Raw genomic sequence first — 13,592 nt, 5'->3', positions numbered from 1 at the left:
GACGAGTCCTAGTCGTCCTGCGGGCAAGGGGCGGGGCGATGTGAGTGATGCCGAGGATGTGGCCAGTGCTCTCGGTGGGTGGACAGGTAGGGCGCTTTGTGGAGTCGAGGGAGGGTCTTCACCTGGTGGTGCAGGCCTGCTGTGTCGGCTTTCCCCGGAGTCCCCGGTATGCGAGACCGAGGAGGAAGGAGTGGAGCAGCGCGGAGAGGGTCAGCGCCGCGAGGAAGTACCCGGTCGCCAGGCCCGAGTCGCCGTCCGCGAAGTCGGGGAGGAGCAGGAGCATGCTGGTGGGCGCAGTGATCAGGAGCATCCAGACAGCCGCGAAGCTGCTGTCCGCAGTCGCCGAGGCGAACACCATGGGGAGCGCTGCCGCGGCCACCAGGCCGAGGTAGACCAGCGAGGCGGGGTTGGCGAACGTGAGCCGGACGAGTGCGCGGGGGCGACTGTCTCGCATGATCGATTCCTCCTGAACGGATCCGTCCCGCCGTGTCGACGAGGGTTCCATCGTGCGGCGGGCCGGCCCCTGACGCCTGAGTAGTGCTACTCAAACCGTCGTGGGGACTTGCGCGTTGCAGGCCACGTAGCGGATCACGGCAGCGGCAGCCGCCGCGAGGATGGCGACGGTGGTCGGAGTGCGTACCGGTCGGCGTCGGTCGCGCACAGCCCCTGCGGGCTCGCGTGGAAGGGCTTGTGCACGACAGCGTGATCGAAAGGTCGCATCCAGCAGCTGCTGAAGTACGGCGGTGTCCATGCCGCCCCTCTACCTCACGCGGCGAGATCTGCGAAAACGGTCCACGACTGTTGGGGGCCACTACCTCAAAGATCGCCCGGACAGGTCCTAGTCGATGCCGAGCGTATGCTCGCAGATCATGTGAGATGGCGTCAGGGTGCTTGAGGTGTAAGCACCCTGACGCCGAGCAGTGCCTGCTGAACTGTTGCAGCCGAGGCAGCGCAGGTGAGTCGTTCTCATCGAGCCTGTGGGCGTCGCGTCGGCTGGTTGGCGCGTTCTACTCGGCCTCGCGACGTTGCTCGGTGGCGTGTGAGCGTCGGTGGGCTGCGACTCGTTCGCGGGTGGCGCATCGGCGGGAGCAGTAGCGGCGTTCCGGACCGCTGCCTTGAGTGATGAAGACGTTCTGGCAGCTGGGGGAGGCGCAGATTCTGCCGGGCGGGCGTTGGTGGTCCCAGAGGAGGACGGTCAGGGCCATGCAGGACGAGGCGAGGAGCCACTCGTCCCAGGGGGCGTCGTCGTCCTGGTCGAGGTGAGGATGCCAGGGGGCGCTGCCGTCGTGTGAGGTGAGGCGGAGCGGCCCGGTGTGTTCCCGCAGGAGGCGGTTGAGGGTGGCCGCGGCATCGTCGGTGTGCTCGGCGGCGAAGACCTGCCGCAGCAGCGCGGCTGCGGCGCGCATCCCGGCCACATCGCTGGTCGTGAGCTCGATGGGGTCCGCCTCGCCGTATGCCCTGAGGACATCGGTGACTTCGGCCGGGTCGGGGGCATCCCCGGCGAGAGCGTTGAGCAGGGCGGCGGTCCGCTGAGCCGTGGTCAGTACCGAGTGCCGGGTGGACCAGTCGGCGTTGGTGGAGGTGGAGGTCACTCGCGCAATGTAACGCATCTTGCTGAGTTTTGAGTTACTTCCGTAACGTCTTGCTGATGAGGAAGCGTTACTTGATCCATTGTCATCTGGCCGGGGCCATGGCGGCTCGCGCCGGGGACGAGATGTCGGGACCGGCTCTGATGCTGACGGGATTCGCCCTGACCGGGTCGACCGTCGACGCGGCGTCGCTGCTCGCGGCGGCAACGATCTCGGCGGCGGTGGGAGGACCGGTGATCGGCGCCCTCCTCGACCGGGCGGTGTGGCCGGGACGCCTGCTGGCCGGGGCTCTTCTCCTGTACGCGGCCGGGCTGGGGTCGATCCTCGTGGGAATCGACCGGTTCCCGTTTGCCGTCACGATCCTCATCGCGTTTCTGGCCGGGCTGCTGGGGCCGGCGCTGTCGGGAGGGTGGTCGGCCCAACTGCCCCGTGTCGTGCCCGATGATCGCCTGTCCCGGGCGAACGCGCTCGATGCCATGACGTTCAGTGCGGCAAGTCTGGCGGGCCCTGCCCTCGCGGGCGGTGTGGCAGAGGCCTGGGGAGCCCCGACGGCCGGGGTGGTCTCCGCGGCGCTCATTGCCTTCGCGCTGCCCGCGGCCTGGATGCTGCCTGCCCGTGCGCGCCGAGCCGGTAAGCGCCGAGCCGGCTCGGGCCGTGGGAGTGCGGGCCGTGGGAGTGCGGGCCGAGGGAGCGCGGGGCGACGGAGCGTGGGTCGAGTTTGTGCGCGCCGAGCCGGGGCGGAGGGGCGAGGGCGTGGCACTCGGACGGCCTCGGTCATCAGCGACCTTGCCGCCGGCCTGCGAGTCATCGCCGGAAGGCCGTCCTTGGCCCGAGCGACCCTCACCTCGGTTGTCTCCTGCGTCGCCCAGGGCATGCTGATGGTGTGCGTCCCACTCCTGGGCGAGCGCGTCTTGGGTGGCGCGGGCCGTGGCGCGGTGCTGCTCTCCTGTGCGGCCGTCGCCGCCCTGGTGGCCAACGCCGTACTGGCCCGGTTCCCGCGTTCGGTGGCCCCCGACACGATCATCTGGGCCAGTGCCGTCGTCCAGGCCGTCGCGTTGGCCTTGGCGACGTCGGGCCATCCAGCCGTGCTCATCGTGGCTGTGTTCATGGTCGGCCTCGGTGAAGGGCCCCAGCTCACCGCCCTGTTCGCCGTCCGTCATCGGGAGGCCCCGGAACGTCTGCGGGGCCAGATCTTCACCACCGGAGCCAGTCTGAAGATCACCGGCTTCGCCGTGGGCGCGGCGCTGGCCGGGCCAGTCGCGGCCTGGTCCCTTCAGGGTTCTCTCGTGCTCGCGGCAACTGCGGCGGCCGTTGCGGCACTGGCCTTCTTCGCGATCCCGTCGGCAACCGTCGACTCGTCCGAGGATCGCGCGATGTCGTGCTGATGGGGACCGGCGATCGGGCGGACCTGCTGACAGCGGCCCGATTGGCCTTCCCTCGCGGCCTGTACCTCGTCAGGAGCGGTCACCAGGCGGCCAGGGGTCCTGGTGCGGCGATGGAGAACGGTGACGAGTTCGTCCGCCCAGTGCTGGGGCGTGGTGGCGTTGAGGGCACCTCTCGTGGACATCCGGCCCCCTGACAGAGTCCGGCCTTGATGCCAACCGGCCTCGATGCGGTCCGGTCCGGCGTTCGCGCCCCGGCATCCGGAGACGGTGCCCGAAGTGCATCCGATTGTTCCCCGTTGTGGAGTGAAAGGGCAGGTCAGAGGGTCAGATTTCTGGTTGACCAGGATTCCGGTAGAGGTGATAGTTGCGGTTGCGGCCGTGTTCGTCCGGCCTGCTGTACCAGGGGTGGGGACTCTTGAACGACAACAGTGGCGAAGTGCGATTCGGCGTACGCGACAACGAGCATGATGACGTGCGAGACGACGTACTCGACAACGAGCATGACGATGTACGTGACGACATACTCGACAACGAGCACGATGCCGTACGTGATGACGTGTGCGGTCAGGTCGACGTGCTGGTCGCCGCCGGCCGTCCGGCTGAGGCGCGGGCCGCTGCGCGCGGCGCGCTCGACGCCGGTGGGCCCGACGTGGGCCTCTTCCTCGCGCTCGCCCGCGCCCACCTGGCCGAGGACGACGACGACCACGACGACGCCGCCGAGCGGGTGTTCCGCGAGGGCCTCGACGCCTTCCCGGACGACATCGCTCTGCTCGCCGGGTACGCGGAACTCTGCGCCCGCACCGACGCGCTGGACCGGCCGGGGCGGCACGCCCGCGGTGCTGACCTCCTCGCCCGCCTGCGGGAGGTCGCTCCTGACTCCGCGGAGCTGCGGCGCGCCGAGGGCGCGGGCAGCTCCGTCTCCGTCGGCGCCAAGGACGCGGCCTCGGCGCGCCGGGTGCAGTCGTTCGACGCCGGCCGTGCCTTCGCCGAAGCGCCGACACCCGAGGCCGCCGCCGCCCAGGCCGCCCAGTGGGCGGCCGCTGCCCCGCACGATCTGCGGCTCGCCGTCCTCGCCGAGACGACGGCCGCCTTCGCCGCCCCGGGCCGGACATGGTGGCGCTTCCTGCTGCGCCGGGGTCTCGAATTCCGGGGCGCCGTCGGTGCGGTGGTCGCTCTGCTGGTGGTCGTGCGACTCACGGTCCTGCCGTCGGTGCCGTACGGCCTGACCGTGGGGTTGGGGCTGCTGATGGGGTTGCCCTTCCTCGCCCTCCGCAAGCAGCTGCGAGCCGCCCGCGAACGGGCTGCCGAGCGGATGGCCGCGGCTTCGGCCGAACCCGGGCAGGAGGGTGAAGCGGCTGATGGGGGAGACGGGTCCGGGGTGCCGGAGCTGCCGCCCGTGCCACGCGCCACCCGGCGTGAGTACGCCTTCGCCGGGTTCGGATTCGCTCTGCTGCTGGCCGTCGGCGTCGCGGCGTACGCCTCCTCCGTCGCGTACCCCCGCTACGACATCGTCGCCCACGACACCTTCCGGGGCCTCAAGGGCTTCGACCTCCAAGAGGAGTACGACCCGTTCGGTGCCGTGCCCGACAACGATCGGGAAGCGTCGACGGCCAAGATCTACGTGGCCGAGGACGCCGCTCCCGACGCCGCCGCGGAGTACCTGGTGGCCGTCACGACGGGAGACTTCCACGAGATGCGGGAGTCCTACGTGCAGGGAGAAGGTGATGCCATCCCCATGAACATGACGGCGGCCGGCACCGTCCACGACACCTGGCGCGCCGCCGCCGGTCCGTACGGCGCCTGGATGCGGTGTTTCCGGTACACCGAGGCGGCCACCGGCACCCCCCGGGCGATGTGTGCCTGGGCTGACAAGGGCAGCATCGGCATGGTCCTGTTCACGGCGCAGGACGGGAACCAGGACGCGATCGAGGAGACGGCCCGGTCCATCGGCGCCGACTTCCTCCGGCCCGCCCAGGACTGACGAGGACCGACCAGGACCGACGAGGACCGACGAGGGCTGTCGCGGACCGACGAGTACAGGCGCGGGCTGGCCAGGGCTGCCGCGGACCTGCGAGGACCGGCGAGGGCTGACGAAGACCGACCGGTACGGGCCCGGGCCTAGGCCCGCGACCTCGACCTGAAGCTCCTCGGCGTCGACGAGCTCATGGGTCCGGTCGCCCTCGCCGGAGTCCTTACGTCGTAGGCGGCGCGATCGTACGAATCGTGTGCATCGAGCGCTGGACCGATGCGACGCTGACGTCGTAGTCGACCGGCTGGGGTTCGCGGGTGTGGGGGAGGAAGACCACCCGCACCCGTGGTCGGTTCCGCAGTGACGCGAGCGCCCCGGCACCCGTGACGGCGCACCCGATGAGTCTGGTGTCGGGGACCGCCGTGAGCAGGCGGGCGGCACCGCTGCGGACGCGCAGGGTCCGCCCGCGTGACAGCGTGCCCTCGGGGAACACGCAGACGCACGCACCGGACCGGAGTGCCTCCACCGCCGCGTCCAGGCCGCCGCTCTCCCCTCCCCGTTCGATGGGGATCTGCTGGAGCCTGTCGAGCACGGCACCGAGGGGCCGTCGTTCCCACAGGGATCGCTTGGCCAGGAAGCGGACCTGCCGGTGTCGGCGTGCCGCGACGCCGACGACAAGGGCGTCCAGGGGCGTGTCGTGGTTGGCGACGATCAGGGTGGGACCGGTGCGCGGTATGTGGTCCGCCCCGTCGACACTCAGCGGTGCGCGCCCTTCCACCACGACCCGGGCCGCGGTCAGTGCGAGACGGTACGAGAACGTCATGCGGGTTCCTCCTGGGCGAGGGGCGGCGGGGCGAGGACGCGCAGGGCGCGTGGAACGGACGCGAACCGCAGGTGGCCGTGGTGCCCGAGCGGATCGCCGTCGACGTGTACGGGCACGGGCCGGTCGGAGTGGACGGTGAACCGGTCGACGTCATGGGCGACCAGCTCACCGGCACGGGGCTCGTGCGGTGTCCGGCCGGCCATGCGGACGGCCGAGCGGATCAGGGCGACGGGATGCGTCGTGCGTCGGGCGTAGAGGTCGAGCCGTGTGTCGAAGGAGGCGCGTGGGGTGGCGCGCAGCGGCCGGTGGCCCATGTAGGTCCAGGGATCGCTGTTCGCGACGACCAGCCACCGTATGCCGTCGCGCGCTCTGAACCCCGTTCGTTCCAGGCGCAGTTCGGCCCGCGAGGGAACGAGGAGGTGGCGCACCGCCGTACCCGCGGTGCGCGAGAGGCTCGACCTGCGCCCCCGCAGGCGTTGTTCCTCGACGTCCGCGACGATCGCGGCGTCCAGGCCGACCCCCGCGGCGAAGAGGAAGTACCGCTCGTCGACCCTGCCGACGCCGATCGTCCTGTACCGGGCGGTGCGCACATGGCACCGCAGGACGTGGGCCGCGGCCCGGAAGTCCCTCGGGAGCCCGAGGGAGCGGGCGAAGACGTTGGTCGCACCGCCCGGGACCACGCCCAGGGCCGGGACCCCGTCGTGGGTCCCGTCGGAGAGAAGGCCGTTCGCGACCTCGTTGACGGTGCCGTCGCCGCCCAGTGCGACCACCACGTCCACGGTCCGCCCCCGCATCGCGTCCCTGGCGAGCGCGACGGCATGGCCGCGGCCGGTGGTCTGCGCCACCTCGGTCCGTGTGACGCCGCGCAGCGCGTCGAGGAGCCAGTCGCGCCGGGCGCGGTCGACGCCCGTTGCGTGGGGGTTCACTACGACGAGAGCGGACATCGTGGCAGCGTACGGCGGCACGAAGGCTGTTTGCGGGGTGAAAGCCAATAATCCTCTGAATGATGGCCCCAAATCCGTATACCACTGTCCTTGGGCGTTCCCGGTGGGACATGATGGGTCGCCCATGCGGCCGGGGCAACGGAGCCCCGCCCGCGCGTGCTCGACGGGCGGCGATGACGGAGCTGGCGAGGGACCACCTGGGGCGCATGACGTTCTCCAGCGCGCGGGCCGGCCTCTTCGTCAGCCTGCGGGCACCCCTCTACGTCTTCAACATCGTCTCCGCGGAGGGCTGGGTCAAGGATCGCCCGCTCGTCCTCGCTATCACGCTCCTCGCCGCTGCGACCGACGCGGTCATCGCCCTGCGACTGCACCGGTCGGGGCGCGACCTCATGAAGGCTCGGGTTTCGCTCGACCTGGTCTACGCCTGCCTGGGAGCACTTGCCGTGCCACCGACGTGGCCGTACTCCGGTGTGCTCATCTTCCTGGTCCCGACCGCCATCGAGCTCATCGCCGTCCGGGGTCTGCTGCTCGGCGCGCTGTACGTCGCCACGGTGGACGGCGTCATGTTCCTCACCCGGGTCATGGCCGGCGCCGACCCGTTCGTGTTCGAACTCCTCTTCTACGGCGGGTGGATGCTCGTCATCGGGGCCGTCGCCTTCGCCGTGACCGAACTCGCCGGACGGCAGCACCAGAGAAGGTTCCTGACGGAGCGCGAGGCCTTCCGCAACATGGTCGCCCTGCAGACGCGCAACGAACTGCTCCTCGGCCGGGGTGGTGCCGTGGCGGAGGCGCTCAACCGGACGTGGTACCAACTCGAGGCGACCGTGGGTGACACGGCACGTCGCGCCCATCACGAGTTCCGAGGCGAACAGCAGCACCTCTCCGACAGGACACGGGAGCAGGCGAGGTACCTCGCCGACATCCTCCTGGAGACGGCGGCGGCGCAACGTCTCGGACGGCCCGCCGTCGCGGAACACCTGCACTTCACGATGGACAGGGAACAACGCCTCCAAGTGCTGACCCCCGCCCAGGCCGACGCCTTGACGACCCAGCTCACCGCTCTGGACCTGACGGGGCGCCACCGGGCGGAGGTCCTCGCCAGCGACCCCGTCACCGGCGAGGCCCAGCTCTCCGTCGGCGGCCGCATCCTGCACGTACCACCGGCGAAGGGACGCAGGCTGGCCCTGGTACCCGCCGCCGTGATCTTCGGTTCGGGCTCCCTGCTCGCCCTCGTCAACCCGATCTACGCGGACCTCCCGCTCGCCCCGGTCCTCCTCACCATGGCGGCCACCGCGGCGCTGGGGCTCGCGGCCGAGAGACGGAGGAAGCACCGACGGGAGAAGGACCTCAGGGCGGGGATCCGCCTGCTCTGGCTCACGACACTGCTCCCGGCCCTCCTGGTCCTCGCGATGACGGCCGTACTCCCCGTCCAATGGAGGCTGGCGGACGGGCGGATCATCGTTCCCGCGATCGTCGGGCTCACGGCCACGCTCTACATGGTGGGCATCATCTGGCCCGACCTGCCATCGCGTCTGCGCCTCGGCACCGTCGCCTTCTGCCTGGTCTGGACGTTCGTCGCCGTGGAGATGAATCCGTACGGCGCGCCGCCCCTCCGGTCGGTCATCGGCACGCTGGTCATCCCCGCCAGCGTCGTCATGGCGGTCCTGGCCTTCGACAACAGGAACCGGGACCTGGGCCTGCGCCTCCACGACCAGTGGGTGGGAAGCCTCCAGGCCACCGCGGATGACATCAGGCGCCGTTGCTTCGACGAGGAGATCGACCTGCTGAGGCGTCAGATCGCCCACGCCGCACACGTGGTGGACAGCGCGGAGGGCGAGCACGACGTGGAGGTCCCCGCGCGATCGCTCGCCGAGGCGCGGTCCTCGCTCGACGCCCTGCGCCATCAGGGCGTGGTGCACGCCACCTAGGTCAGGAGTTCACCGATGGGCCGCAGTTCACCGAAGGGCCGCGTCGTCATTCTCGCCCTCGGATCCAGGGGGGACGTCGAGCCGTGCGTCGCCCTCGCCGGGACGCTGCGTCGGGAAGGCCACGACGTGGTGATCCACGCGCTGGACGACTTCCGTGACCTCGTCGGCCGCGCGGGCATCGACTTCGCGTCCATGCGCGCGAGCCTCCCTCGGGAGGGGAGGGTGTCCCGCCCGGTGGGCTGGGCGATGACCCACGCGCACCGCAGCCCGCTCGTGGCCGTGGGGGGCGTGCGCCTGTGGTTACGGGGCATCGCGACCGAGGTCGCGCGATCGGTCACGCGCCTGGTCCGCCCCACGGACACGGTCATCAGCGGAATCCTCACCCTCGACACGGCGCTTGCGCTCCGCGCGGCACTCGGATGCCGTCTCGCCGTGGCGCTGTTCGCCCCGTGCCTGCCCACGCGTGAAGGGCCGAGCCTCGTCGAAGCGGTCAGGCCCTTCCGTACCAGCGTCCTCAACCGCGCCGGCGGAACCCTCACGTGGTCGGCGGGCGTGTGGTGGTCCAGACCCGGCGGCGCCGTCGCGCGGCGCGAACTGGGCCTGCCCCGACACCGCGCCGAACGGTCCCTCCTCGTTCCCCCGGACGTTCCCGTCCTCCTCGCCGCGAGTGCCCTCCTCGTCCCCGAAGCGACGGACTGGGGCCCCGGGGTACGGCTGACCGGACCGTGGCAGGTGCCCGCACCGAGCGGCCGGGAGGTGCCTGACGGCCTCGCGGCGTTCCTCGACGAGGGCCCCGCCCCCGTCTTCGCGAGCTTCGGCAGCGTCGGACTGGCCTCGGACGTGCCGCTGTGCGTCGACGCCGCCGCGACCGCGGGCGTCCGTCTGATCACCTCCGTGCCACGCGGCTCCGGCACGGCGCCGGGCCGTGTCGGTGACACGGTCTACGTGGTGGACGACGCACCGCACGCGTGGCTGCTGCCCCGTACCGCCGGAGTCGTCCACCACGGTGCGGCCGGCACCACGACGACCGCTCTGGGCTCAGGCGTCCCCTCCACCGCCGTACCGCACCAGTTCGACCAGCACTACTACGCGCGCCGACTCGCGCTGCTCGGCGTCGGACCCACCCCCGTGCCGAGACGGAGACTCGACAGCGCCCGGCTCGCGGAGATGATGACGGCGATGACGCGCGGGCCCGAGGCGGGGGAGTACCGGAGGCGCGCGCTCCTGACCGCCGGGGAAGCCGCGGGGGAGCGTGGCACCGAGGAGGCGGTACGCGTCATGCGAACCGCCGGGCTGCTCTGAACCCGGACGGGAGGGCGGCGGTACGGCAGGCCGTCGTCCACGTCACCCGCGCGTCGCCGCGCCGACGGGGACGGGCAGTACGACGTGCGGGTAGGAGCGCAGTACCGGATAGAGGGCCCTGAATCGCCGGGCCGAGACGGGGGCGGCTCCGCAGGACCGGAGGAAGGCCACCCATTGCGCGACGTTCCGTGCGCGGTGCGCGACCCCGATGTCGTCATGCGCGGCGTGGTTCAGCAGGTAGTCCCACCCCCTCCACCACAGCCGTTGCGCAAGGGTTTCGGGGGCGTCCTCGATCACCACCACCGTCGACCGGGTCACCCGCACGACCTCGCGCACGAGAGCCTCGGGACGCTCCGCGTGGTGCAGTACGAACACGAGCAGCGCCGCGTCGAACGACTTGTCGGGGAAGGGCAGGGTGTCCCCGTCGCAGAGCAGCAGGGGAACGTCGGTGACGTTGTGGTCGACGACATCGACCGCGGTCACCGAGAGCCGCCCGTCGGCACCGAGGAGCTCGGCGATCCGGCATCCACCTGCCCCGACGTCGAGAACGCTGCCCCCCGCCGGCAGGTGCGGCCGGATCCGGGCGACGAGCGGTTCCTCCCGCCAGTAGACCCGCGAGAAGGCACGTCCCACCCAGCCGAGGAAACCCATGGGGCCACTATGACGCCGCCGCCGCGACGACGGCAATGCCGCCTCGGCGGCCCGAACACGCCAACGGTGCTCCGCTACAACGGCGTTGCCGACGGGACGCGCGGAACACGAGCCTCGCGCCCCGTTCTCGGGCGTCCGGGCGGGTCAGCGACCGGCGTCCCCACGGTCGACGTAGGGATCGTCCGCCGCTCTCAGTCCGAGCAAGCGCCGCATGAGAGGCCGCAGTTCCTTCCCGTGCGCGAGCCGCCGCCGCTCGCCCGTGCGGAACAGCGCCACGGGCAGGAGGCCGCCCAGCGTCTCGCGGAGCCGTCGGCGTTCGTAGGCCGACACGCCTTCGGCCGACGCGCCGTCCGACACCAGCGGACGGGTTGCCCTGCTGTCCTCGGCCGCGGCGAGCGCGTCCCCGATCCGCGGCGGACCGACGAACCCGACGGTCCGCCAGTCGACCGGCTTCCGGGGGCCCATGTCCCGTGGCGACTCCACCGCACGGACGAAGCGCGCCGCGGACGGCACGTCGAGGTAGTCGAAGGCGTAGTCGACCCTGGCCTCCTGACACCGCAGGGAGAGCTCGGGGTGCGTGCGCGCGTACGAGCTCACGAGGATGATCACGGGCCGCTCCCTGCCCGCCAGTTCGCGGATGTGCTGGGCGACCCTGGGACCGAGGAAGCGGTCGGGCAGTTCGCCGCTGCCCATCAGGGCCGGATGCTCCCGGTCGTCCCGGCCGTCCAGTACGACGGTGTCGAACCGGTGCCAGTCCGTCTCCTCGAACGCCGCCTCGAAGCTGTAGCCCACGGCGGTGTGTCCGGCCGTCCGCAGCCAGCCGAGGCGGCCCTCCAGGACGTCCTCGCGCTCATCCACCACGGCGACCCGCATGCCGACCACCCCCCTCCGCACTGTAGCGGGCGAGGCCTCGGGCGGAGCCGGGCGCGGGAGAACCGGGCGGGCGGCGTTCGCAGAATCCACCCCTCTGTTTTGCGAACGCCCAAGGCCAGTCTGGCTCCAGACCGCACCGCGCCGATCCGCGTACGGCCGGCGAAGCCCCGTGCTCCGCCGGATCCGTCCGCTCCGGCCGAACCGAAAGGACACCGTCACCATGACCGGCCCGAGCAACCGAGCTCTCCTCACCCTCCGCGCCGCCCTGGTCTTCGTGCTCAGCCTTCTGGTCGCCGCGGTGGCCGGAGGCCTGACCTACCTGAGCACGCACCGCGTCCCCGATGCCCTCATCGCCGCGGGTGTCGCCGCCGGAGGCGCGGTGGCCCTCTTCGGCACGATCATCGAGTGAGGACGGCGCCCCATCGCTCCGCGGCACCCGGCCGGCATGATCGCCCGATCATGTCGGCCGGGTGCTTTTCCTCATGTGCCGATCGACGGGATCCCCACCGGCAGCAGCTCCGGGCGCCGGGCGGCGCGGCCGTCGCCGGAGGAGCGGCCTTGCAGACGACGGAGCAGCCAGGGGCCCAGGAACCCGGCGGCCCAGCGCAGTTCGGTGGCCGCCGCGCGTACCCCGCTGGTGGCCGTGGAAGCGATGGGCTCCAGAGCGCGGGACCACGAGTCGTCGCTGCCCGGCAGGCCGAGCGCCTGCGCGAGCGCGGCGGCGATCCTGTCGTGGCCCAGCGGGCTCGCGTGCAGGCGGTCCGTGGCCCAGAGACGTGGATCGGTGGCGGCGGCGTGCGGGGACGTCTCGGCGAGAGCGACGCCGTGCCGGGCCGCCGCTCCCCGGATACGTTCGTTGAGGGCGTGGATCCGGGGTGCGACGGGGCGGGCGATGGGCGCGATCCGGGTGATGTCCGGGAACGTGACGGTCGCGACGCGCGTACCCGCGGCGGTGAGCGCGGCGAACATCGCCTCGACGTGGGCGGCGGTCTCGTCCGGGTCGAACCGTGGCCGCAACAGGTCGTTGACTCCGGCGATCACGGTGGCGACGTCGGGGCGGAGGGCGAGCGCGGGGCCGAGCTGCTCCGCGCGGACCTGTCCGGCGAGCCGGCCCCGGACGGCCAGGTTGGCGTACCGCACCTCGGGGCTCACCACCGCGATCCGTTCGGCCAGCCGGTCCGCGAAGCCGCGCAGCCCGGTGACGTCGTCGCCGTCGCCGACCCCCTCCGTCTGACTGTCGCCCAGCGCGACGTACCGCAGATACTGACCGTTCCTCATGGACCGTCCGTCTCTCCCGTGGCACTGGCGTGCCAACCCGGAGAAGCAGTCTAATCAATAAAGTGAATAGTCATGCTGCTGAATATCTTGGCGCTCGTGGCGAGAGCCGACCGCCGGGGCGGGAGCATCAGGTGCGCGTGCCGGGTGTGCGGGGAGCGCGACGCTGCCCGACCCGAGGGCCCGTTCAGTCGCTGTCGGGCGTCCGGTCCTCAGGCCCCGGAAGTGCGGGATCGGCCGCGAGTGCGGCGCCGACGGTGAAGAGACGGGCGCAGCGCCGGGTCATGGCCTCCGGTGACTCCTCCGGGTGCTTGACCCACCACCGCACAAGGGTGGAGACCAGGTCCGTCCAGACGTGGCGCAGCGCGTCCGCGTCCAGGGGGTCGGTGGATCCGGCGGCGCGCAACAGGTCGGCGGTGCCGCCGGCCGCGAGCGCGTCGATGGCGGACCAGTAGGTCGCGGCGGTCCGGGCGGCCTCGCCGCCGGGTGGCAGGGTGCGGTCGTAGAGGACGAACCACGCTTCCCGGCGCCCCTCCAGCGCGACGAAGATGCTCCGGAGTACGCGGAGCGGGGTGTGGGGGGTCGTCCCCTCCTCGTCGTCCATGGCCGTGCGGATCGTGTCGAGGAGTCCGTCCCCGACGGGCACCAGGCAGGCGACGTACAGGTCTTCCTTCGTGCCGAAGTACTGGTGCAGCAGCGTCTTCGTGACCCCGACGCGCTCCGCGATGGCGGCCAGGGAGGCGGCGGCGTAGCCGCGGCCTCCGAACTCCTCCGTGGCGGCTTCCAGCATCTGCCGGCGGCGCAGGTCGCGGGGGACGCCCTTGGTGCCGGCCTTGGAGCGAGGGGTTGCCAT

The 13,592-nt window shown here is 71.7% G+C and carries 13 protein-coding genes; 5 read left to right on the top strand and 8 right to left on the bottom strand.

Annotated elements, in window-relative coordinates:
• Positions 1-118 precede the first annotated feature (118 nt).
• The gene (locus ABT129_RS03640; RefSeq protein ID WP_351896072.1) at positions 119-454 is read right to left on the bottom strand and encodes an SCO4225 family membrane protein; all 336 of its coding nucleotides are present in this window, start codon (positions 452-454) and stop codon (positions 119-121) included.
• Positions 455-1,007: 553 nt separating this feature from the next.
• Positions 1,008-1,610, bottom strand: coding sequence for a CGNR zinc finger domain-containing protein (locus ABT129_RS03635; protein ID WP_351896070.1), 603 nt, complete (start codon positions 1,608-1,610; stop codon positions 1,008-1,010).
• 38 nt (positions 1,611-1,648) lie between these two features.
• Here ABT129_RS03635 and ABT129_RS03630 point away from each other — a divergent pair, with 38 nt between their 5' ends.
• Positions 1,649-2,974 (top strand): MFS transporter, encoded by a 1,326-nt coding sequence (locus ABT129_RS03630; protein WP_351896068.1) that lies wholly within the window; start codon positions 1,649-1,651, stop codon positions 2,972-2,974.
• A 472-nt stretch (positions 2,975-3,446) separates the two neighbouring features.
• Complete coding sequence (locus tag ABT129_RS03625; protein WP_351896066.1) at positions 3,447-4,955, top strand: hypothetical protein; 1,509 nt, start codon at positions 3,447-3,449, stop codon at positions 4,953-4,955.
• Positions 4,956-5,166: 211 nt separating this feature from the next.
• Here ABT129_RS03625 and ABT129_RS03620 read toward each other — a convergent pair whose 3' ends face one another.
• Both ABT129_RS03620 and ABT129_RS03615 read right to left on the bottom strand, forming a co-directional pair.
• Positions 5,167-5,766 carry a lysophospholipid acyltransferase family protein gene (locus ABT129_RS03620; protein ID WP_351896063.1) on the bottom strand — a complete coding sequence of 200 codons (600 nt, stop codon included), beginning with the start codon at positions 5,764-5,766 and terminating at the stop codon, positions 5,167-5,169.
• Entirely contained in the window at positions 5,763-6,710 is a 948-nt protein-coding gene (locus ABT129_RS03615; protein WP_351896062.1) for a diacylglycerol/lipid kinase family protein, read from the bottom strand. The genes ABT129_RS03620 and ABT129_RS03615 overlap by 4 nt, the downstream gene beginning before the upstream one ends.
• A gap of 206 nt (positions 6,711-6,916) precedes the next feature.
• Here ABT129_RS03615 and ABT129_RS03610 point away from each other — a divergent pair, with 206 nt between their 5' ends.
• Positions 6,917-8,638, top strand: coding sequence for a hypothetical protein (locus tag ABT129_RS03610; protein ID WP_351896060.1), 1,722 nt, complete (start codon positions 6,917-6,919; stop codon positions 8,636-8,638).
• A 15-nt stretch (positions 8,639-8,653) separates the two neighbouring features.
• A complete protein-coding gene (locus ABT129_RS03605) occupies positions 8,654-9,940 on the top strand; it encodes a glycosyltransferase (protein WP_351896058.1) in 1,287 nt (428 codons plus the stop codon).
• Positions 9,941-9,982: 42 nt separating this feature from the next.
• Here ABT129_RS03605 and ABT129_RS03600 read toward each other — a convergent pair whose 3' ends face one another.
• Together ABT129_RS03600 and ABT129_RS03595 are read right to left on the bottom strand one after the other, a co-directional pair.
• The gene (locus ABT129_RS03600) at positions 9,983-10,591 is read right to left on the bottom strand and encodes a class I SAM-dependent methyltransferase (RefSeq protein WP_351896056.1); all 609 of its coding nucleotides are present in this window, start codon (positions 10,589-10,591) and stop codon (positions 9,983-9,985) included.
• 144 nt (positions 10,592-10,735) lie between these two features.
• On the bottom strand, positions 10,736-11,464 hold the full coding sequence (locus ABT129_RS03595) for a hypothetical protein (RefSeq protein WP_351896054.1): 729 nt from the start codon (positions 11,462-11,464) through the stop codon (positions 10,736-10,738).
• A gap of 220 nt (positions 11,465-11,684) precedes the next feature.
• Between ABT129_RS03595 and ABT129_RS03590 the strand changes: the two genes are divergently transcribed.
• A complete protein-coding gene (locus ABT129_RS03590; protein ID WP_351896052.1) occupies positions 11,685-11,873 on the top strand; it encodes a hypothetical protein in 189 nt (62 codons plus the stop codon).
• A 71-nt stretch (positions 11,874-11,944) separates the two neighbouring features.
• On the opposite strand, the gene ABT129_RS03585 is transcribed toward ABT129_RS03590, so the two are convergent.
• Both ABT129_RS03585 and ABT129_RS03580 read right to left on the bottom strand, forming a co-directional pair.
• The gene (locus tag ABT129_RS03585) at positions 11,945-12,742 is read right to left on the bottom strand and encodes an SGNH/GDSL hydrolase family protein (protein ID WP_351896050.1); all 798 of its coding nucleotides are present in this window, start codon (positions 12,740-12,742) and stop codon (positions 11,945-11,947) included.
• 184 nt (positions 12,743-12,926) lie between these two features.
• The gene (locus ABT129_RS03580; protein ID WP_351896047.1) at positions 12,927-13,592 is read right to left on the bottom strand and encodes a TetR/AcrR family transcriptional regulator; all 666 of its coding nucleotides are present in this window, start codon (positions 13,590-13,592) and stop codon (positions 12,927-12,929) included.

This window comes from Streptomyces sp. NPDC002057 (genome assembly GCF_040296665.1).
In the GTDB taxonomy this organism is placed as follows: domain Bacteria; phylum Actinomycetota; class Actinomycetes; order Streptomycetales; family Streptomycetaceae; genus Streptomyces.
This window is presented reverse-complemented; position numbering and strand designations above follow the sequence as displayed.